The sequence below is a fragment of the Vibrio gigantis genome, from assembly GCF_024347515.1.
GTDB classification, from domain to species: domain Bacteria; phylum Pseudomonadota; class Gammaproteobacteria; order Enterobacterales; family Vibrionaceae; genus Vibrio; species Vibrio gigantis.
Genome location: NZ_AP025492.1, coordinates 2,664,078 through 2,685,912 on the forward strand (window position 1 = coordinate 2,664,078; position 21,835 = coordinate 2,685,912).

The 21,835-nt window shown below is 44.0% G+C and carries 21 protein-coding genes; 12 read left to right on the top strand and 9 right to left on the bottom strand.

Features of this window, described 5'->3' with window-relative positions; genetic code table 11:
• Nucleotide 1: 1 nt before the first annotated feature.
• The 3 genes from nagC to asnB all read left to right on the top strand — a co-directional run bounded on the left by nagC (nt 2) and on the right by asnB (nt 4,793).
• On the top strand, nt 2-1,216 hold the full coding sequence (nagC, locus tag OCV56_RS11730) for a DNA-binding transcriptional regulator NagC (RefSeq protein WP_017062194.1): 1,215 nt from the start codon (nt 2-4) through the stop codon (nt 1,214-1,216).
• Between the two features lie 84 nt (nt 1,217-1,300).
• Nucleotides 1,301-2,887 carry a cation:proton antiporter family protein gene (locus OCV56_RS11735; protein ID WP_086716115.1) on the top strand — a complete coding sequence of 529 codons (1,587 nt, stop codon included), beginning with the start codon at nt 1,301-1,303 and terminating at the stop codon, nt 2,885-2,887.
• Nucleotides 2,888-3,122: 235 nt separating this feature from the next.
• On the top strand, nt 3,123-4,793 hold the full coding sequence (gene asnB, locus OCV56_RS11740; RefSeq protein ID WP_017062196.1) for an asparagine synthase B: 1,671 nt from the start codon (nt 3,123-3,125) through the stop codon (nt 4,791-4,793).
• A gap of 79 nt (nt 4,794-4,872) precedes the next feature.
• Here the strand turns inward: asnB and rfaH are convergent, their stop codons facing one another.
• Nucleotides 4,873-5,379 carry a transcription/translation regulatory transformer protein RfaH gene (gene rfaH, locus OCV56_RS11745; RefSeq protein WP_086716113.1) on the bottom strand — a complete coding sequence of 169 codons (507 nt, stop codon included), beginning with the start codon at nt 5,377-5,379 and terminating at the stop codon, nt 4,873-4,875.
• A 501-nt stretch (nt 5,380-5,880) separates the two neighbouring features.
• Here rfaH and OCV56_RS11750 point away from each other — a divergent pair.
• Complete coding sequence (locus tag OCV56_RS11750) at nt 5,881-7,275, top strand: peptide MFS transporter (protein ID WP_086716111.1); 1,395 nt, start codon at nt 5,881-5,883, stop codon at nt 7,273-7,275.
• A 124-nt stretch (nt 7,276-7,399) separates the two neighbouring features.
• Here OCV56_RS11750 and hemH read toward each other — a convergent pair whose 3' ends face one another.
• From hemH to htpG, 3 genes are all read right to left on the bottom strand, one after another.
• The gene (gene hemH, locus OCV56_RS11755; protein ID WP_086716109.1) at nt 7,400-8,362 is read right to left on the bottom strand and encodes a ferrochelatase; all 963 of its coding nucleotides are present in this window, start codon (nt 8,360-8,362) and stop codon (nt 7,400-7,402) included.
• A 278-nt stretch (nt 8,363-8,640) separates the two neighbouring features.
• The gene (adk, locus tag OCV56_RS11760; protein WP_048612175.1) at nt 8,641-9,285 is read right to left on the bottom strand and encodes an adenylate kinase; all 645 of its coding nucleotides are present in this window, start codon (nt 9,283-9,285) and stop codon (nt 8,641-8,643) included.
• A gap of 388 nt (nt 9,286-9,673) precedes the next feature.
• On the bottom strand, nt 9,674-11,578 hold the full coding sequence (htpG, locus tag OCV56_RS11765) for a molecular chaperone HtpG (RefSeq protein ID WP_086716107.1): 1,905 nt from the start codon (nt 11,576-11,578) through the stop codon (nt 9,674-9,676).
• Nucleotides 11,579-11,848: 270 nt separating this feature from the next.
• Between htpG and OCV56_RS11770 the strand changes: the two genes are divergently transcribed.
• From OCV56_RS11770 to OCV56_RS11785, 4 genes are all read left to right on the top strand, one after another.
• Nucleotides 11,849-12,760: a transcriptional regulator gene (locus tag OCV56_RS11770; protein WP_086716105.1), complete on the top strand. Its 912-nt coding sequence runs from the start codon at nt 11,849-11,851 to the stop codon at nt 12,758-12,760.
• Between the two features lies 1 nt (nt 12,761).
• Nucleotides 12,762-13,277 carry a regulatory protein ToxS gene (locus OCV56_RS11775; RefSeq protein WP_086716103.1) on the top strand — a complete coding sequence of 172 codons (516 nt, stop codon included), beginning with the start codon at nt 12,762-12,764 and terminating at the stop codon, nt 13,275-13,277.
• Between the two features lie 116 nt (nt 13,278-13,393).
• The gene (locus OCV56_RS11780; RefSeq protein WP_086716101.1) at nt 13,394-14,149 is read left to right on the top strand and encodes a sulfite exporter TauE/SafE family protein; all 756 of its coding nucleotides are present in this window, start codon (nt 13,394-13,396) and stop codon (nt 14,147-14,149) included.
• Nucleotides 14,150-14,167: 18 nt separating this feature from the next.
• Nucleotides 14,168-14,479, top strand: coding sequence for a SelT/SelW/SelH family protein (locus OCV56_RS11785; RefSeq protein WP_086716098.1), 312 nt, complete (start codon nt 14,168-14,170; stop codon nt 14,477-14,479).
• Between the two features lie 24 nt (nt 14,480-14,503).
• Here OCV56_RS11785 and yfcE read toward each other — a convergent pair whose 3' ends face one another.
• From yfcE to OCV56_RS11810, 5 genes are read right to left on the bottom strand one after another with little or no spacing between them, the layout of a single operon-like run.
• On the bottom strand, nt 14,504-15,049 hold the full coding sequence (yfcE, locus tag OCV56_RS11790; protein ID WP_086716097.1) for a phosphodiesterase: 546 nt from the start codon (nt 15,047-15,049) through the stop codon (nt 14,504-14,506).
• 47 nt (nt 15,050-15,096) lie between these two features.
• Entirely contained in the window at nt 15,097-15,504 is a 408-nt protein-coding gene (locus OCV56_RS11795; protein WP_086716095.1) for a CBS domain-containing protein, read from the bottom strand.
• Nucleotides 15,501-15,851: a P-II family nitrogen regulator gene (locus tag OCV56_RS11800; protein ID WP_086716093.1), complete on the bottom strand. Its 351-nt coding sequence runs from the start codon at nt 15,849-15,851 to the stop codon at nt 15,501-15,503. The genes OCV56_RS11795 and OCV56_RS11800 overlap by 4 nt, the downstream gene beginning before the upstream one ends.
• On the bottom strand, nt 15,841-16,635 hold the full coding sequence (locus tag OCV56_RS11805; protein WP_086716091.1) for a DUF1538 domain-containing protein: 795 nt from the start codon (nt 16,633-16,635) through the stop codon (nt 15,841-15,843). Before OCV56_RS11805 ends, OCV56_RS11800 begins: the two co-directional genes overlap by 11 nt.
• Complete coding sequence (locus OCV56_RS11810; protein WP_086716089.1) at nt 16,632-17,366, bottom strand: DUF1538 domain-containing protein; 735 nt, start codon at nt 17,364-17,366, stop codon at nt 16,632-16,634. The genes OCV56_RS11805 and OCV56_RS11810 overlap by 4 nt, the downstream gene beginning before the upstream one ends.
• A gap of 289 nt (nt 17,367-17,655) precedes the next feature.
• Between OCV56_RS11810 and OCV56_RS11815 the strand changes: the two genes are divergently transcribed.
• The 4 genes from OCV56_RS11815 (at nt 17,656) to OCV56_RS11830 (ending at nt 21,834) form a co-directional block, all read left to right on the top strand.
• A complete protein-coding gene (locus OCV56_RS11815; protein WP_086716087.1) occupies nt 17,656-18,570 on the top strand; it encodes a TIGR01777 family oxidoreductase in 915 nt (304 codons plus the stop codon).
• A gap of 43 nt (nt 18,571-18,613) precedes the next feature.
• Nucleotides 18,614-19,441: an SDR family oxidoreductase gene (locus tag OCV56_RS11820; RefSeq protein ID WP_086716084.1), complete on the top strand. Its 828-nt coding sequence runs from the start codon at nt 18,614-18,616 to the stop codon at nt 19,439-19,441.
• A 396-nt stretch (nt 19,442-19,837) separates the two neighbouring features.
• On the top strand, nt 19,838-20,692 hold the full coding sequence (locus tag OCV56_RS11825) for a co-chaperone YbbN (RefSeq protein WP_086716082.1): 855 nt from the start codon (nt 19,838-19,840) through the stop codon (nt 20,690-20,692).
• 212 nt (nt 20,693-20,904) lie between these two features.
• Nucleotides 20,905-21,834 carry an SPFH domain-containing protein gene (locus OCV56_RS11830; protein WP_086716080.1) on the top strand — a complete coding sequence of 310 codons (930 nt, stop codon included), beginning with the start codon at nt 20,905-20,907 and terminating at the stop codon, nt 21,832-21,834.
• Nucleotide 21,835: the final 1 nt, after the last annotated feature.

The window sequence follows — 21,835 nt, forward strand, 5'->3', positions numbered from 1 at the left end:
TATGAATGGCGGACAAATAGGTAACGTAGACTTAGTTAAACAACTAAACAGTGCGGCGGTATACCGACTGATAGACCAACAAGGGCCTATCAGTCGTATACAAGTGGCTGATGTAAGCCAACTCGCACCGGCAAGTGTTACAAAAATTACCCGCCAACTTTTAGAGCGCGGCCTTATTAAAGAGGTTGCACAGCAAGCGTCTACTGGCGGTAGACGCGCTATCTCCCTAACCACAGAAGTAGAACCTTTTCATTCTGTCGCTGTGCGTTTGGGGCGAGACTACATTCAAATAAGCCTTCATGACCTAGGTGGTCGTGAATTAGCTTTCCAACAGCAAGACCTCAATTATTCAGACCAATCAGACCTTACCCAAGGCTTGGTTAATAATTTGAAAGCTTTCATAGCTGAACACCAACCAAAGATTGATCAACTGATTGCTATTGGCGTGACTCTTCCAGGCTTGGTTAACCCAACGACAGGTGTCGTTGAATACATGCCAAACACAGACATCGATAACCTCGCTTTAAGCGACATTATTCGCGATACATTCCATGTTGCTTGTTTTGTTGGTAACGACGTTCGAGGAATGGCGCTTGCTGAACACTACTTCGGTGCAAGTAAAGACAGCCAAGATTCTATTTTAGTCAGTGTTCACCGTGGTACAGGTGCAGGTATTATCGTTAATGGTCAGGTTTTCCTAGGTCACAACCGTAACGTCGGTGAAATCGGTCATATCCAAATTGATCCGCTAGGCGAGCAATGCCAATGTGGCAACTTCGGCTGTCTTGAAACCGTAGCGGCAAACCCAGCTATCGTTGAACGAGTGCAGAAGCTGATTAAGCAAGGCTATGAGTCTTCTTTAACAGAGCTTGAACATATTACGATTCAAGACGTTTGTGACCACGCAATTAATGGTGATGAGCTAGCGAAGCAAAGCTTAGTTCGAGTAGGAAACCAGTTAGGTAAGGCTATCGCGATGACGATTAACTTATTTAACCCTCAGAAAGTTATCATTGCTGGTGATATTACCAAGGCACAAGAGATTGTTTTCCCTGCAATTAAGCGTAATGTAGAGAATCAATCCTTAACGACTTTCCATAGCGGCCTGCCTATTGTAGCATCACAGATCGATAAACATCCTACGATGGGAGCTTTTGCTATGATTAAGCGCGCTATGCTCAACGGTGTGTTGCTTCAAAAGCTTCTCGAAGACTAAAGAAAAACAATTCTGATTTTCCGCGGGCCGTGTTTGTATGAACACGGCCCGTTTTTTTAAGCTAGGGAACTACAACAACAAGTTATGGAACTTATATTAATATCCACTGCGTTTATCGCAGGATTTATTGCTTTAAAGTGTCACCTTCCCCCATTAGTTGGTTTTTTGGTTGCAGGCTTTGGGCTTTTTGCCTTTGGCTTTGAAACCAATGACACCATCATTACTTTGGCTGACCTTGGTGTCACGCTGCTTCTATTTACTATCGGCTTAAAACTCGACATAAAAACCCTACTCTCTAAGGAGATCTGGGCTGGCGCGACAATCCACAACCTTTTATCCACTCTGTTTTTCGCCGTCGCCCTGTTTGGTTTTAAATTCTTAGGTATTTCATCGCTAGCCGCCATGTCGGTAGAACAGATCGTTCTGCTCGGTTTTGCTCTTTCATTCTCTAGTACCGTATTTGCGGTTAAGACTCTGCAAGAGAAAGGCGAAATGAATGCGACCTACGGAACGTTGGCGATTGGTATCTTGGTCATGCAGGATATCTTCGCCGTAGTATTCCTAACGGCTTCTACGGGCAAAATACCTGAGTGGTATGCGATTGCTCTGTTTGCCCTGCCCTTATTACGCCCACTGTTCTACAAAGTGCTCGATTGGGTTGGTCATGGTGAGATGCTAGTTCTATCCGGCATCTTCTTCGCATTAGTCGTCGGTGCTGGTTTATTCCATTTGGTTGGTGTTAAACCAGACCTGGGGGCTCTTGTTCTAGGTATGTTACTGGCTGGTCACCCAAAAGCCTCAGAATTATCAAAATCGCTGTTTAACCTTAAAGAGCTTTTCCTTGTCTGTTTCTTCTTGAACATTGGTTTGTCAGAGCAACCAACCATTCAAGGCTTTATGCTTGCAGTTTTGTTCTTACTGATGCTGCCAGTGAAAGGGGTTCTCTACTTCTTAGTGCTTAACCGTTTCAAGTTCCGCGTTCGAACATCTCTACTCGCCTCTCTATCACTGTTTAATTACAGCGAATTTGGTCTCATCGTTGGTGGCCTCGCCTTCAAGATGGGTTGGATGTCTGGTGATATTTTAGTTGCCGTCGCCATTGCGGTTTCACTGTCATTCTTAATCGCTGCACCTTTAAACCGAGCAGGTCACAAACTCTATCAGCAGTCAGGTAAATGGCTGAAAGAGCATGCGTCAGAAAAGCTTCACCGACGTGATAAGCGAATTGACCCAGGTCGTGCCCAAGTACTTATTCTTGGTATGGGCCGAATTGGTACTGGTGCTTATGACGAATTACGCTCTCGCTATGGTAAAGTCAGCCTAGGGGTCGAAGTTCGTGAAGAAGCCGCGCACAACCACCGAAGCCATGGCAGAAACGTGATTTCTGGCGATGCGACAGACCCAGATTTTTGGGAACGAATCCTAGATACAGCAAATGTAAAACTGGTGATTTTAGCGATGCCTCACCACCAAGGTAATCAAACCGCTTTAGAACAATTAAAGTCACGTAACTTTAAAGGCCAAATTGCGGCTATTGCTGAATATCCAGATCAACTCGAAACACTGAAAGAGAATGGCGTTGATGCGGCATTTAACATTTACAGCGAGGCCGGTAGTGGTTTTGCTCGCCACGTTTGCGAGCAGTTAAATCCAAATATCAATAAAATCTAGTATTAAACCGTATTCAACTAAACCTCTCAAAACTGCCTGTTTTTCGCACTTTTGAGAGGTTTTTGTTTAAAAAACCAACCGAAATTAAACACCATACACCAAAAACACATAAAAATTAGATAACTTCTAACAGAACACCCTATATATTATTTTTTTGCTCATATCCGGTTGATTTTTTTAGCCAGAATGGCAAATTGAATGCAGTTGATTTGGAAATTATTTAAAAGGAAGTTCTATGTGTTCAGTATTTGGCATTCTCGACATTAAAAGTGATGCCGCAGCACTTCGCCCTATTGCTTTAGAAATGTCTAAAAAGCTTCGTCACCGTGGTCCAGACTGGTCTGGTATCTATGCTGGTGAAAAAGCAATCCTTGCTCATGAACGTCTTGCTATTGTTGGCTTGAACAGTGGTGCTCAACCACTATACAGCCAAGACAAAAAGCACATTCTTGCAGTGAACGGTGAAATTTATAACCACAAAGAACTTCGCGCACGCTATGAAGATAAGTACCAGTTCCAGACTGATTCTGACTGTGAAGTTATCCTAGCGCTATACCAAGAGATGGGGGCAGACCTTCTAGAAGAGCTTAACGGTATTTTCGCATTCGTTTTATACGACGAAGAGAAAGACGAGTACCTAGTGGGCCGCGACCATATTGGTATTATCCCGCTTTACCAAGGTTACGATGAGCACGGCAACTACTACGTTGCTTCAGAGATGAAAGCATTGGTTGAAGTATGTAAGACAATCAGTGAGTTCCCTCCAGGTAGCTTCTACTCTTCGAAAGATGCTGAACCTCAACGCTACTACATCCGCGATTGGAACGAGTACGCTGCGGTACAAGGCAACAGCACGAGCAAAGAAGAACTGACTGAAGCACTAGAAGCAGCCGTTAAACGTCAACTAATGACTGACGTTCCTTACGGTGTACTTTTATCTGGTGGGCTGGATTCATCAATTACTTCAGCAGTCGCTAAACGCTTTGCTGCAATGCGTATCGAAGATGATGAGCAATCTGAAGCTTGGTGGCCACAACTGCACTCGTTCGCTGTTGGTCTTGAAGGCGCACCAGACCTTATCGCTGCTCGTGAAGTTGCGGACAAGATCGGAACTGTACACCATGAGATGACTTACACTATTCAGGAAGGCCTAGACGCAATCCGTGACGTTATCTACCATATCGAAACTTACGATGTAACGACAATTCGTGCATCAACTCCGATGTACTTGCTGGCTCGTAAGATCAAAGCGATGGGCATCAAGATGGTACTTTCAGGTGAAGGTGCTGATGAAATCTTTGGTGGTTACCTGTACTTCCATAAAGCGCCAAACGCGAAAGAGTTCCACGAAGAGACAGTACGTAAACTGCTTGCTCTAAGCATGTTCGACTGTGCTCGTGCAAACAAATCGCTAGCGGCATGGGGTGTTGAAGGACGTGTACCATTTTTGGATAAAGAGTTCATTGATGTCGCAATGCGCCTGAACCCTGAAGATAAGATGTGTGGTAACGGTAAGATGGAGAAACACATCCTGCGTGAGTGTTTTGAGGATTACCTACCAGATTCAATTGCATGGCGTCAAAAAGAACAGTTCTCTGATGGTGTTGGCTACGATTGGATTGATACATTGAAAGCAACGGCTGAAGCAAAAGTAACGGATCAACAAATGGAAGCTGCTAAGTTCCGTTTCCCTTACAACACGCCAACAACCAAAGAAGGTTATGCATACCGTGAAATCTTTGAGGAGCTATTTCCTCTAGAATCAGCGGCAGAATGTGTACCTGGTGGTCCTTCAGTTGCTTGTTCATCAGCGAAAGCGATTGAGTGGGATGAGTCATTCAAAAACTGTGTCGACCCATCAGGCCGAGCAGTACAAGCCGTTCACAACGATGCTTACAACGCTTAAGGCGATTGGTAAATTCTAAGTACTAAAAAAGGCGCATGATGCGCCTTTTTATTTTTAAGCCTATTTTTTATTGTTGCATTTATGCGTGAGCTTGTAGTGCTTCGTTCTCAATACTGATAGGAACCACTTGGCTGATCATTTTTACGAGCATGATAGAGCGAGCTTCACCATCTTTTTGATGGAAAATCGCTTCAATACCAGCGAACTGGCCACTCTTAATCTTAACCACCTGCCCAGACTCAAACTCAAGACAATAATCTTCAGTTTCGTTACTGCAGCACTTCTCAAACTCTTTAAGTTCAAAAACCAAGTCACCTTGGACTTCATGCGGTCTTGCGCCGAACTTAATAAAGTCCACCACACCGCGTGTTGAACGAACTGTCGTAAAGCTAGGGCCTTGTTCATAGTCAAATCGAACAAAGATGTAAGATGGGAACAGCGGCTCTTTGACCTGCTTCTCTTTCCCTCTAACCACCTTTTCGACTTCTATTTGAGGGTAAAAGCACTCTACCCCCTGGTTTTCTAGGTGCTGTTGAGCGCGTTTTTGATCACCACGCTTACAGTAGAGCAAATACCAACGTTTCATTTTACTAGCCATTTTCTATTTTGGGACATTTTACCACAAGCCTAAAACGGTTGAATCGCCATTAATTAAATCAATCGTTGCTAACAATAAATAATGCGTAGCAGACCAATTTATCAACAAAAAGTTATAGGTGTCGAAAGTGGTTAAGCATTGTACAGAGATCATTTAGAGATCAAAAGGCTCATTGTTGTAAGCATATGTACACCCCAACAATAAGGACACCACCCCATTAAATATCAAACCAATGCACCAACCCAATACATCCAAGCATTTTCATTTAATAAATCTTTAATAAAGATTATTAACCAACCAACTCAAATCTGGAAAATTAGTTTGCAGCACGCCAAAAACGGGCAGCATTAGAAGCAAATGCATTTAATATCAACACCTTAGGCAAAAAAAGTTATCGTAACCATAAAATACGTCTATTGCAGACTTTTACCCTACTGTGTATACATGAATGACTATAAAATCTTTTAATACCTAAAATTAGTAAAACTTATGCCAAGCACTCACAACATCTTTGGCCACCCTAGAGGCCTATTTCTACTATTTAGCACAGAGCTATGGGAACGTTTCTCCTACTATGCAATGCGTGCAATTCTTGTTCTATTCTTAACTGATACCACGCTTAATGGTGGACTTGGTTGGTCAACAAAAGACGCACTCGATCTCTACGGTATTTACACCGGCTTAGTTTACATCACACCATTAATCGGTGGTTGGATTGCCGATAACTACCTAGGACAGCGTAAATCGATCCTGATTGGTGGTCTATTAATGGCATTAGGTCAGTTTACACTGGCTCTTCCGAACGGGTTCATCGGCTTAGATCAAGTAAGCGCTCTTTACCTTGGTTTAGCGCTGCTAATCAGTGGTAACGGTATGTTTAAACCAAACATTTCGACTATGGTTGGCGATCTGTACCAAGAAGGTGATAACCGTCGTGACGGCGCGTTTACTATTTTCTACATGGGAATCAACTTAGGTGCACTACTCGGCGGTCTTATCTCTGGTGCTGCTGTTGATTCGTATGGCTGGAAAGCGGGTTTCCTAGCGGCTGGTATCGGTATGGTTATTAGCTTAATCATGCAGATGACGATGGCTCAATCTTGGTTGGGCAACATTGGTTCTGTACCTGCGGCTGCTCGAGCAAAAGAGCTGAGCAAATCGAAAGAGAAAGCACCACTAACCAAAGAAGAGTTCGACAGACTAAAAGTTATTCTGATTATGGGTCTGTTCGTGATCGTCTTCTGGGCTGGCTTTGAACAGGCAGGCGGCCTAATGAACATCTACACTCAACAATATACTGACCGTATGATTGGTGGTTTTGAAGTTCCAGCGGCTTGGTTTCAATCTCTAAACCCATTCTTCATCATTACACTTGCACCGATCATCGCTGCATTTTGGGTGAAACTAGGTAAACGTGAACCAAATTCGCCTGTTAAATTTGCGATGGCGCTGTTCTTCTTAGCACTTGGCTTTGTGTGCATGATGGGTGCGGTAATGGAGCAAGGTGGCGACCTAACAGTGAAAACATCGATGCTATGGCTAGTCGGTGCATTCTTCTTCCATACACTTGGTGAGCTTTGTCTATCGCCTATTGGCCTGTCGTTGGTTACTAAGCTAGCTCCACTTCGTTTAGCATCACTAATGATGGGCGCTTGGTTCGGCTTCAATGCGGTTGCAAACTACGTAGCAGGCCTAGTGGGTTCTCACGTTGGTGAGCTTGGCGCAATGTCTATCTTTGGTGGTATCGCGATTACAGCAACAATTAGTGGCGTATTATTGCTTCTTTGTGCTGGTAAGCTTGTATCATGGATGCATGGTGTAGAAACCAACATGACGCTTGAAGCAGAGCCAAAAGCTGAGACAGTAGAAACCTCTGTTGCTTAATATCTAGATCTATTTCAAGAAGAAACATCAAGATCAAAAAGGGCTGCTCAATGAGCAGCCCTTTTGTTGTTGGTATGATACGGCTTACTGTTAACGATAAGCCGTAATCAACACTCAGCAGCTGTTAGCGATACAGCGTGACTAACTCTGCCATCATGTCGATATGCGAGTCTCTGTCATTCAGACACATAATGTAGCTAAAGTCTGAGCCACCAGCTTCGATGAAAGTCTCTTTACACTGGTCTGAAATCTCTTCCAATGTTTCCAAGCAATCCACCGAGAATGCAGGAGCCATGATATCGATCTTCTTGATGCCTTTGCTTGGCAGTGATTCAAGAGTCTCATCAGTGTATGGCTTCAACCACTCCTCTCGACCAAATCGAGACTGGTAGGTCATGGTGATGTCTTCTTCAGATAAACCTAGCTCTGCTGCAAGCAGTTTTGTCGTTGCTTCACAGTGTTGCGGGTAGATATCACCTTCATCAGCCAGTCGCTTAGGAATACCGTGAAAAGAACAAACTAAATGATCGGCTCTACCATTGTGCTCCCAATGACTGCGAACGCTTTCAGCCAATGCTTTTACATAGCTTGGATGCGCGTAGTAGTCGCGAATAAAACGATAGCTCGGTATCACTGGCATCTGTTTAAAGGCTTTAGTTAAGCCATCAGAAACAGCCGCTGTCGTTGTGCCAGAGTACTGAGGATACAGAGGCAGTACGATGATGTCTTCAACGCCCTGCTCCATAAGCTGTTCGACACCTGTCTTTAGGCTTGGGTTGCCATAGGTCATACCCAGAGCAACAGGCATCTCTAGTTTCTTCTGCAGCTTTTCAGCTTGTCTTTGGGAGTACACAAGCAGTGGTGAGCCTTCGTCCATCCAGACAGACTGGTACAGCTTAGCTACTTTAGGCGAGCGAATCGGTAAAATGACCCCATGCAAGATAGGACACCAAAGCCAGCGTGTTAGGTTAACGACTCGTTTGTCGTGTAGGAACTCACTCAAAAATCGACGAACGCCAGCTGGGGTCGCAGAATCTGGAGTACCTAAGTTCACCAGTAAAACGCCCTGCTTTTTATTATTTTCCATAGATACCTGAGACCAATATGTGATTTTCTGGAAAGTAATATACTAATCTGCATAAGTTTAAGATCATTGCTTCCCACAGAATGTCTGAATAATCATTCTTCATGTGAGATATCAATACATCCACTCTCGATTGTTAGTCACAGCCATCAAGCCTGAACCGCCCTGAAGCATGTACAATCAAATTATCTAGATTGGTATCGTACTAAAAATTGAAACAAAAAAAGCGACCCTTAAGGTCGCTTCCAATATATCAAATTCTAAAACTGGCTGTTAGCCAATTATGCTAGTGCTTTCTCAAGTTCTGCACTAACTTCAGCAACTTGCTTAGTACCGTCAAACTTAAGGTACTGAGTGTTACCGGCTTCAGCTTCTTTACCGTAGTAAGAGATTAGCGGAGCTGTTTGATCGTGGTATACGCCTAGACGTGCACGAACTGTTTCTTCTTTGTCGTCATCACGTACAACTAGATCTTCGCCAGTTACGTCATCTTTACCTTCTTCTTTAGGTGGGTTGTACACATTGTGGTATGTACGACCAGAAGGAAGGTGAGCACGACGACCAGCCATACGCTCAACAATCACATCGTCAGCTACGTCGAATTCAACAACGTAATCAACAGCGATACCCATTTCTTTTAGGCCATCAGCTTGTGGGATTGTGCGTGGGAAACCGTCTAGTAGGAAACCTTTCTCACAGTCATCTTGAGCGATACGCTCTTTGATAAGACCAAGGATAATTTCATCAGAAACTAGCTGACCAGCGTCGATTACTGATTTAGCTTGCTTACCAAGCTCAGTACCCGCTTTGATAGCAGCACGTAGCATGTCACCAGTTGAAATTTGAGGGATACCAAATTTGTTCATGATGAAGTTAGCTTGAGTACCTTTACCCGCGCCAGGAGCACCTAGAAGAATGATGCGCATGTTTAATCCTCTTATAAAATTATGATTTATACCGAAGCTCACTATCTCTCTATTCTTGCTCATTTTTAGGATGAACAGAAAGAGTTAAGTAACCATTGAGGCTAAGCAAAACTGTGAACAGAAGCAAAACGGTAAGTTTCGGTATAACGTTTAAAAATCATACAGCTGGAGATGGTAGCTTCCTAGTCCCAGCTGATTAGGTCGAGCATTCTATCACATTAATATTCAATTTGGCTGAATTTACGACTAAAGAATGCATCGACAACATTTGTTGTGACGATAACGGTGACGTCGACCACGTTAGGTCAATTTTCAGCGACGTTCATAAAAAAAGCCCGCATTTGCGAGCTTTTTATTACAATTATTGGCTTAACCTAAAGTCGAAAGACTAACGCTTTGTTAGTAGCTCGTTGATTGCACCCAAGAATTGTGACGGATCTTCCATTGAGCCTTTTTCAGCTAACATAGCCTGGCCAAGGAGTAACTCAACCCAACGGCCGAACGCTTGCTCATCGGCTTCATCAGCCATCTGTTTCACCAGCGCGTGCTCAGGATTAATCTCAAAGATGTACTTAACTTCAGGTGCCGCTTGACCCGCAGCTTCAAGAAGTTTAGCCATTTGCGTACCCATTTCGAAGTCGTCAGTCACGACAACAGCAGGTGTTGTTGCTAGCTTGAAAGTCGTACGAACTTCTTTAACACGACCACCTAGGTAAGATTGAGTACGCTCAACAACAGATTTGAACTCTTCTTCAGTCTCTTTTTGCTTCTCTTTCTCTTCTTCACCTTCGAACTTGCTTAGGTCTAAGCCCGCTTTAGTGATCGATTGGAACTGCTTGCCGTCAAAGTCCGTTAGGTAATTCATTACGTACTCATCAATACGATCGTACATTAGAACCACTTCAATACCTTTTGCTTTAAACTGCTCCAAGTGTGGGCTGTTTTTAGCTGCTGCGTAGCTATCTGCTGTTAGGTAATAAATCTTATCTTGGCCTTCTTTCATACGCTCAACGTAAGATTCTAGACTGATAGTTTGTTCAGCAGAATCCACTTCCGTTGACGAGAAACGAAGTAGACCAGCGATCTTCTCTTTGTTCGCCATGTCTTCAGCCGGGCCTTCTTTCATTACTAGGCCGAACTCTTTCCAGAACTCTAGGTACTTCTCGTTGTCATTCTTCGCCATGCGCTCAAGCATAGTCAGTACACGCTTAGTACATGCGCCACGAAGAGACTGAGTTACCTTGTTATCTTGCAGAATTTCACGAGATACATTCAGAGGTAGATCGTTTGAGTCAATCAGGCCGCGAACGAAACGCATGTAAGAAGGCATGAACTGCTCAGCATCATCCATGATGAACACACGCTGTACGTAAAGCTTTAAGCCGCTCTTATGATCACGGTTCATCATGTCCCAAGGCGCTTTAGCTGGGATGTAAAGCAGGCTTGTGTAGTCGTTCTTACCTTCAACCTTGTTGTGACTCCAGGTTAGTGGATCGGCAAAGTCGTGAGATACGTGCTTGTAAAACTCTTGGTACTCTTCTTTCTCGATATCTGATTTGTTACGAGTCCAAAGCGCTTGCGCCTTGTTGATCTGTTCCCAGTGCTTCTCTTCGGTGTCTTTACCTTCGTCATCTTTCACAGCTGTGAAGATAGAAACGGGGATACCGATGTGATCAGAGTATTTACCAATCACTTCACGTAGACGCCATTCATTTAAGAACTCTTTACCGTCTTCACGCATATGAAGAATGATGTCAGTACCACGAGACTCTTTGATGATGTCTTCAATGGTGTAGTCACCCTCACCCGCAGAGTGCCATTGAACGGCTTCACTGCTTGCAAGGCCTGCAGCACGTGTGCGAACAGTGACTGCATCTGCAACGATGAATGCAGAATAGAAACCAACACCAAATTGACCAATCAGTTGAGAGTCCTTGCTTTGGTCTTCAGACAGCTTTGAGAAAAAGTCTGCAGTGCCTGATTTAGCAATCGTACCTAAGTGCTCAATAACGTTGTCGCGGCTCATGCCGATACCGTTATCAGAAATGGTTAACGTGTTTGCTTCAGCGTTGAATGAAAGTTTTACACCTAAATCAGCATCGCCTTGGTAAAGGTCACCGTTAGATAGAGCTTGAAAACGAAGCTTATCAGCCGCGTCAGATGCGTTAGAGATCAGCTCACGTAGAAAGATTTCTTTATTTGAATACAGAGAGTGAATCATTAGATGAAGTAGTTGTTTTACTTCAGATTGAAAGCCACGAGTCTCTTTATTTTGCGTTGCCGTTTCGCTCATTTTTACTCCAAAACATCTATACTTTATGTTGAATAATCATAGGGGCGTAACAATTGATGCCACTCTTCTGTTCATTAACATGAGGATGACAAATGTAAATTCAAGGTCAAAAATCATAAAAACACTGTTTTTTTGATCTGTTTTTATTACCCTTGAGTCTGATAAATATAAAAGAACATAAAAGAAGCCATGATTTGGTGAAGAATTAACGGAACTTCACCTGAGATTTGTCTATTTCGCACCCAAAACAATCCAAAATAGAAGAATTCAATGAGCAATATCGGCACAAAGTTTATTCTCGCACAGCGGTTCGTATTCGACCCAAACAGTAATTCACTTGTTGACCAAATGAGCGACGGTGAAGTCGTACGCCTTGGCAGCAATGAAAGCCGCATTCTCCTGATGCTGTCAGAAAGACCCAATGAAGTTATCACTCGCAATGAATTGCACGAGTATGTTTGGCGAGACCAAGGCTTTGAGGTTGATGACTCTAGCTTAACGCAAGCAGTATCAACACTAAGAAAGATGCTCAAAGATTCAACCAAATCCCCAGAGTTCGTAAAGACAGTGCCTAAACGCGGTTATCAATTTATTGCAACCGTTGAGCGCTCAGCCCCACTTTCATCAAATGATCAGCCAGCCGTGGCTGAAATTGCAGAAAATGACGTAGAGCCTATCCTAACGTTTGCAACGCCAACTGCGACAGAAGAAGCAATTACAGAAACGGTTAAACCTGAACCAATTGCAAAAGCTCAAGAAAGCAAGGTAGAAGTAGAGCCAGCAACCGCTCCTGTTTCGACTCCAGTTAAAAATACCAATAAATGGCTAACATTTTGGTTACTGCTTATCGCTTTCATCATGCCGATTCTCGTTTTGACGTTTACTAACCCGGCAGAATCCGAGTTCAAAACATTGGCTGAAGTGGACGGTGTAAAGGTTCAATCACCGGTTAACCACCCAGACCTCAGTAGTTGGCTACCAGCGATAGAGAAGTGTGTATTACGTTACAACACCAACCACACTGGCATGCTAAAGCCGACTGAAGTAATTGCAACAGGTGGGCAAACCAACAACCTTGCCCTCAACTACATTCACCCGCAAGATTACTCGAGCGAAAATGTAACCCTAAGAATTTACGCAAACCAGTCGGATCTCAACGACATTTGTAACGGTGGTCAGTAACATGAAATTAAAAGTATCGATTATTTTACTGGTTCTATCTGCATTTTTAAGTGGTTGGTTATATTGGGGCAGCGATGCAAAAGTAGAGCGCCTGCTTACTGCGCATGAATGGCAATCGAAAATGGTGACGCTGATTAGCGATAATAAGCAAGCTGACTCAATCGGCCCGCTTCGTAGAGTAGAGCTGTCATCGAATGCGAAATATCTACCAAATGGTACATACTTGAGAATGTCGGTGGTTAGACTTTACGGTAATCAAACTGAGCCTGCGAATGTCATCAACATCTCTGAAACGGGCCAGTGGGATATTAACGACAACTACTTACTGGTTTCGCCAACGGAGTTTAAAGATGTGACTTCAGCTCAGCGCCAAGACTTTTCAGAAGAGCAACTAGAGCTTATCACTCAAGTCATTAAGATGGACGCAGAGCAAAGCCGCCGCATAGACATTGTTAACCCGAAGGCGCTGCTACTAACTAGCTTAAATCATGGTTCTACCGTATTGTTTTCAAACTAAAAGTGGAGCGCTATTTACTGTTTATGAATAGCTGAATACCATGAGACGCTAAACCAATAGAAAAAGGGGCATGAAGCCCCTTTTTGTTATCTGAAGCTAACAAATACGAAGACTCTATGGATTGGATAAACTCGCTAGCTCTATTCTTTGGCTCTTTAATCGCCAATACCCTAGCCTCCTTATCAGGTGGCGGAGCAGGACTGCTGCAATTCCCACTTCTTATATTTTTGGGTTTACCCTTTTCAGTTGCTTTAGCCACTCACAAAGTCGCCAGTGTCGCATTAGGTTTGGGCGCCGCGTATACCCACATTAAAGGCGGCACTTTAAACTGGAAACTTTGTTGCTACTTAATTACTGTCGGCAGTGTCGGCGTGGTCATTGGCGCGAATATCGTGCTATTGATTCCCGACAATATTGCACAGAAGTTGCTTGGGACAATGATTTTAGCGCTAGGCGTCTACTCTCGACTAAAGAAACAATTAGGCCAAGAGGAACAACTAAAGAACCGCAATACCAAAGGGTGGATAATAGGTGGTGTTGGCCTGGCACTGATCGGAGTTATTAATGGTTCCCTTACCGCGGGTTCAGGACTTTTAGTGACCTTGTTTCTTGTTCGCTGGTTTGGTTTCACTTATAAGCAGGCTGTTGCGCTCACCATGATATGTGTTGGTCTGTTCTGGAATGGCATCGGCGGTATCGCAATCGTACAAGCTGGCGCGCCGATATACTGGTTGTGGCTACCAATACTTCTACTTAGCTCATTTATAGGTGGAAGCCTAGGTGCATTTCTTGCTAACCGTTCAAGCAATCAGCTCGTCAAAACCGCTTTTGAAATATTGACGTTTGCCGTCGGTATCAAGCTACTGATATAGAATTTAAAAGGATTAACTATGAATACGGAATCGAATCCAACCACGGCAACAGTATTGAAAGCAACGATAGCAATACACTATTGTCGTCAATGCAATTGGATGCTTCGCTCAAGCTGGTTGTGCCAAGAATTGCTGCACACCTTCAGTGAGGAGATAGAACAAGTCAGTCTGCACCCTGATACGGGCGGACGGTTCGAGATCTTTTGTAATGGAATACAGATTTGGGAAAGAAAGGCGGATGGCGGCTTTCCCGAAGCGAAAGTTCTGAAGCAAAGAGTGAGAAACATCATTGCTCCAGACAGAGACCTAGGCCACGTAGATTCAAAATAAACCCATTCCGGCCGATTCTATGATTTAAAGCTGGCCACTAACCAGTTCATCGCCGTCAAGGCTGATCACTTGGAAAGTGCCATTTTCATAGATGCCGTAGCTTGCTGCATGGCCTTCTCGTGGGAACGTCACCGAGCTTGGGTTAAAGATGAAGATGTCATCTTGGTACTCAGCAACAGGGATATGGGTATGGCCATGAGCAATGATATCGCCCGCTTTCAGTGCTGGACGTTTCGTTGTGTTATACAAGTGACCATGAGTTAAGAAGATACGTTGGCCTGACTCTAGCAGCACCCATGAGTAATCCATCATCATCGGGAATGAGAGCAACATCTGATCAACTTCGCTATCGCAGTTACCGCGGACGGCAATGATCTCTTGGGAGAACTCGTTTAGCTTGTCTGCAACAGCCGGCGGGTTGTAGCCTTCTGGAATTGGATTTCTAGGCCCATGATTCAGGATATCACCCAGTAGGACTAAATATTGGGCACCCGATGCTTGGTATAGCTCTAATACCTTTTCTGTTGCTGGTAGCGAACCGTGTAGGTCTGAAGCAAAAAATAATTTCACACGTACTTCTCCATAAAATTTATGGGCCTATTGTACGTACCTAACGGCTATACGTCATCTCTCACCATACCGTTGATCACAATATTATTGTAACTGACCATACCAACGATCTTGTTATCACGAACCACCGGCGCGCGGCTAATACCAAAGCGCTCGAACAAGCGCGCACAATACTTAACATTCATCTCGGCAGATACGCTTAACGCGGGCTTAGTCATGATCTCGTAAATATTGGTTCGTTCGGGAGAGCGGTTCTTGGCCAATACTTTTTTAGCAATATCATTCATCAACACAATCCCATATTCATCATCTTCGTGACGCTTATCCACGATGATTGCTTTTACCTTGTGCTTTCTTGCCATTTCTATTGCCGCTAGCACCGTGGTTAGCCCATCGATAATCACATAGGTATTAGCCATTACATCGCTGACTCGAATTTTTTCACTGGTACTCATAACTCGTCCTCCACGACTTTAGTTAATGTCTCGACTTGATGCGCAACGCCAACTGCGTCTTCGACATCGATCTGCACTGCTATTCCTTGCCCCGATTCTTGGTCGAACTCCCCGACTTTACCGATGGTCTCTAGAATGTGCCGTGCTAAGTGCTCTTCAACAACAAACAGCAGCACATCTTTTTGCACCTCTAACGTTAAACCAAAGAAGGTGGTTTTTTGGTTTAAGCCTTGCCCTCTGGCATTGTTAATTACCGTGGCCCCCGTCGCACCCGCATCACGCGCGGCATCGAGCACTGAGTCAGTCTTACTCTCTTCTACAAACGCTAAGATAAGTTTAAAGCGCATCTTTGCTCTCCTTAGAGGTGTATAAACGGTTTAACCATTGTGTTATTTGGGCGTACCCCATCACTGAAATAATCGGGAATAAGCTGGCAAAGGCAATCAAGCCAAAGCCATCAATCACAGGGTTTCGTCCAGGTACAGTCGAAGCGAGCCCAAGTCCAAGCGCCGTCACTAAGGGAACAGTCACGGTGGATGTCGTCACTCCGCCGGAATCATAGGCCAATGGGATGATCAGTTTAGGGGCGTAAAAAGTTTGAATGACCACAACAACATAGCCAAAAATGATGTAGTAATGGATCGGGTCCCCCGCAACGATACGGTAGCTGCCCAGTGAGATACCGATGGCAACGCCTAATGCCACAGCGATTCTCAGCCCGTTAACACTGATACTGCCACCAGATACCTGATTCGCCTTAATCGCAACGGCTATTAACGAAGGCTCAGCTATCGTGGTACTAAAGCCGATACAAAATGCAAAAAGATAAACCCAGTAATAATCAAACCATACTAGGGCTATGCCTGAACTGATCTTAAACTCAGTAAGGAAACTTGGTTCGGTCAGTTGCATTGCCATCGTCTCCCCTAGAGGAAACAGCGCGAGTTCCAACCCCATCAAAAAGAGTGATAAACCAAGAATCACATAAAAGAAACCGATGAGTACTTTGGCTAAATTATTGACGGGCTTACGCAGCACCGTTAATTGAAAACCAAATATGATCACCGCAATCGGAATCACATCCATCACGGTGCCAAGAAAGGTGTCGATAAACTGTTGAGCACTGATCATGTCACCACCATCCCATAGACCATGACAAACATCATCGGCAACAACGAAGCAAACGCAATCAATCCAAAGCCATCTATCATAGGATTTCGCCCTTTAATTGCCGAGGCTAAACCCACCCCTAATGCCGTCACCAAAGGCACGGTGATGGTTGATGTGGTGACACCGCCCGAGTCATACGCGATTCCAATGATGTTTTCGGGGGCAAAGGCAGTGAGTACCACTACACCAATGTAACCACCGATAATCATGTACTGGATTGGCCAACCTTTTAGGATCCGAAGTACCCCAAGCAATATTGCGATGCCTACCGACAATGCAACGGTGAAACGAAGACCATCGGCATATTCTTCCATTTCATCTAACGTATTGGGGATGACCCCTCCCTCGGCAGCGACTTCTGCGGCTTCGGCTGCGACTGCGGTTAGCGCGGGCTCAGCTATTGTGGTACCGAACCCCAAACAAAAAGCAAAGATCAATAACCAGAACACGCTCCCCTTACGAGCAAAGGCTTGAGCCATAGACTCACCGATTGGGAATAGCCCCATTTCGAGTCCGAAAATGAAGAAAGTCAGCCCAAAAACGACTAGCCCTAAGCCGGTGAGAATGGACAAAAGATGAGGAAGAGGCTCTTGTAAGACAGCAAACTGGAAGAAAGCGATGACCGCCACGATTGGCAATAGATCCCTTAAGCTACCTAACATGGACCGAAACAAAGCAAGTACCGCCGTCATCGAGATTCCTTGTCGCTGGTTATCAATTACTAATAATCATGACAAATCCTTATCATTCCTAATGTGACAAATACTACGCAGTTAGTAACATATCCGAGTAAAGTACATAAGTGTGATAACGGTACACATCCTGACTTAATGAATTTAATTTCAGTCCTTTGTAAATTGAAAAAGGGGTAATTTAGGCATCACATGATTGAAACCTTATGATCGTTATAGTGATTTTTTCGTATTGTTTGGCGATTAAAAACCAGCCATGTCTATAATTATGTTTAATAAGGAGATTGGTATGAAGATATTGTTAACTGGTGGCACTGGATTTATTGGCTCTGAATTGGTCAAGAGTTGGAACACTGACGACGTGACATTGTTGACGCGGAGTCCTGAAAGTGCGAGACAAAACCTAAATCACCTCAACCAGAACAACCTTCATTACATTCGATCCCTTGATGAGCTCAGTGATCTCAATGACTTTGATGTTGTGGTCAACCTCGCGGGTGAACCGATTGCAGATAAGCGTTGGAGTACCGAGCAAAAAGAGAGGATCTGTAACAGTCGCTGGCACATCACAGAAAAACTAGTCGAGCTAATTCATGCGAGTAGCAACCCGCCACAAGCTTTTATTAGTGGTTCAGCCGTGGGTTACTATGGCGATCAACAGCAGCATCCTTTTGACGAGTCACTGCAAGTAGAAAATGATAGCTTTCCTCATAAAGTCTGTGCGTACTGGGAAGAGATAGCCAAGAGAGCACAATCAGAAAGCACGCGTGTGATATTACTGCGAACAGGAATTGTACTTGGCGAAAATGGCGGCGCACTCAAGAAGATGTTAATGCCCTACAAACTCGGAGTAGGTGGACCACTAGGTTCAGGTGACCAGTACATGCCATGGATTCACATACTTGATATGGTGAGAGCCATCAACCACTTATTGTCGATTCCTCACGCTCAAGGAGAATTTAACATGTGTGCCCCGCACCCTGTTACCAATAAACTGTTCAGCAGTGCACTAGCCAAACAACTACGCCGACCGCATTTCTTGTTCACTCCAAAATGGGCAATGTCGCTACTCATGGGGGAGTCATCTTGCTTGTTATTTGACAGTATTCGCTCCAAGCCTAAGAAACTCACTGAAACGGGATTCAACTTTAGCTACTCTAGGATCGAACCTGCACTAAAAAACTTGTTACAACATCAGGACTAATTCTTTACCCTAGAGTGATAGAGACTCTAATAAAGGATTAAGTGTGAACAAGTCAATTCTTATTACTGGTTGCTCAACAGGTATTGGGTATACATGTGCTCATGCACTTCAAAAACGTGGTTTTCATGTCATTGCATCTTGCCGTGACTCACAAGATGTTCAACGACTTCAAGATGAAGGCCTCACCTGTATTCAACTCGATCTTTCCAACCAAGAAAGCATTGAGCATGGCGCTAAGCTTGCTATTGATCTCGCACCTAATGGATTATATGGATTATTCAATAATGGTGCTTACGGTCAAGCAGGAGCCCTAGAAGACTTACCGACCCAAGGGCTCAGAGAGCAATTCGAAACTAACTTCTTTGGTTGGCATCATCTGGTCTGCCAGATCCTTCCGCACATGCGCGAACGTGGTGAAGGTCGAATAGTTCAAAACAGTTCCGTATTAGGTTTCGCTGCCATGAAGTATCGTGGGGCTTATAATGCTTCCAAATTCGCAATTGAGGGCTGGACAGATACTTTGCGATTAGAACTGCATGGCAGTGGCATACACATATCATTACTGCAGCCTGGGCCAATTGAGACTCAATTTAGGACCAATGCCCTGAAAGCATTCAATAAGTGGATCGACATTTCTGGCAGTGCTCACCAAGACGCTTACCAACAACAAAAAGATCGACTCGAAAAAGAATCTTCGAATAACGCTTTTGTTCTACCTCCAGAAAGTTGTATTGAGCCTGTATACCATGCTCTTACAGTTAATAAACCCAAGTTAAGATACCGAGTTACGACTCCAACTAAAGTGTTCGCGGTATTGAAAAGGATTCTGCCAAGTCGCTTACTAGATCCCATTTTGAGAAAAGCTGCATAAATCACTCACTTTGATGACAGAGTCGCAAACTTTAATGTAACGATGTAATTTTTCCGTAACAATAAGGTGTCATGATTATCCTATCCCATCAATTATTCCCAATTGATGGTTCTACTCTGGAAATCTCATGACTTTAAACCGCCTTAATTGGGTAGGTGTGGGTCTGGCGATTACGTTGTTTATTCTGTTTTGAGTATCTCACGTAACGCCTCACTGACTACCTCGATGACAACGCTATGCCTTCCATGTTGAGATAACAACTCTATCAACATCGAAGCATAGCGTTTTTCTATTTTTGGTTCTTTTTATCTGAGATAACCGAGTTAGATCTTGAAGTTACCGACGAATCCCCCCATATTTGCAACGTATCCACAAAACAAACCTCAAGGAACGTAAATGCAATCTCCGCATATTGTTGAACTTAATGAGCAGAACTTTCGTCAAGTATTAGAAGGTTCGATGCAGACCCCTGTACTCATCCATTTTTGGGCACCAATGAGCCAAGAGAGCGCCCAAGTCATTCCTGAACTGCAAACCTTAACTCAGCAATACAATGGCGCTTTCACCCTAGCCCTATTGAACTGTGAGCAAGAGCAAGCCATCGCTAGCCAGTTTGGTGTTCAATCACTTCCTACTATTGCGCTGTTTGTTAACGGCCAGCCCGTCGATGGACTTGGTGGCCCTCAGAGCATAGAAGCTATCGTCGATATGCTAAGCAAACACCTTCCTAGCCAAGATGAACTTGCTTTGCGTCAGGCTCTTGAGCAAATGCAAGCTGGCGAACACACACAAGCGCTAGCTGCAATGCAGCAACTTCCAGCAGAGCTAACAAATAAAGGTGAAGTAAAACTGGCGATCGCAGAATGTTTGTTAGAAACGCAACAATTTGATCTTGCTGAATCTCAATTAGCGACGATCCCTCTTGAATACCAAGACAATTACTACAAAGGCTTAATCGCCAAACTTGAACTTCACAAACAAGCAGCAGACAGCCCAGAAATACAAGCATTAGAAGCGGCGCTTCAGAAAAGTCCAAGCGATGCAAAAACGGCATCAGAATTAGCATTGCAATATCACCAAGTAAACCGCAGTGAAGAAGCAATGGATCTACTGTGGTCTTTCCTAGTCAAAGATCTTAATGTTCTCGATGGCGACATGAAAAAAGAATTCATGGACATCATGAGTGCTCTTGGACAAGGTAACGCGGTTGCAAGTAAATACCGTCGTCAACTGTACTCGCTACTGTATTAATAAAAAACGAATATAACAGTGTTGTATTCAGCTGAAATCCATCCCGATAGATTACAAATTTCTCAGCAGACTACTCCAATAGCACTTCGTTAAATGGGCCATAAAATCAATGTTTTATGGCCCATTTCTCATTTATAAATTTGCCCCGCCTTTAAATATGCGCCAGTATGAGTAATAAACATTCAAAAACTTAAACTTGCAAAGGACTTTGTATGGCTATTGATACCTTGATTACTATTGGCGTCTTTACTGTCGTCGCACTTCTATTTATCTTCGCTGGCGTAAAAACGGTTCCACAAGGCAACAACTGGACCGTTGAACGCTTCGGGCGATACACACACACACTCAAACCGGGTCTTAACTTAATCATTCCATTTATTGATAAAGTTGGACAGCGCATCAGCATGATGGAGCGTGTTCTCGACATCCCAGCACAAGAAGTCATCTCTAAAGACAACGCGAACGTAGTTATTGATGCGGTGTGTTTTGTTCAAGTTATCGATGCTCCTAAAGCGGCTTATGAAGTGAATGACCTTGAACATGCTATCCGTAACTTAACCCTCACCAATATTCGTACTGTACTTGGCTCTATGGAACTGGATGAAATGCTAAGCCAACGTGACATGATCAATACCAAATTGCTGAACATCGTCGATGAAGCAACCAACCCTTGGGGTGTAAAGGTTACGCGTATCGAAATTAAAGACGTACAACCACCAGCGGATCTAACCGCCGCTATGAATGCTCAGATGAAAGCCGAACGAAACAAACGTGCTGATATCCTAGAGGCAGAAGGTGTACGACAAGCTGAGATATTAAAAGCGGAAGGCCACAAGCAATCAGAGATCCTGAAGGCAGAAGGTGAGAAGCAAGCGGCAATATTGCAAGCAGAAGCCCGTGAGCGTGCCGCAGAAGCAGAAGCTAAAGCGACAGAAATGGTTTCAACGGCGATTGCTCAAGGTGACATGCAAGCAGTCAATTACTTTATTGCACAAGGTTACACCGACGCATTGAAATCTATAGGCCAAGCTGAAAACGGCAAGATTATCATGCTACCACTCGAAGCAACGGGACTAATGGGTTCGGTCGCAGGTATCGCGGAGATGTTTGCACATAAGAATGACAAAGGTAGTAAGGACTAAC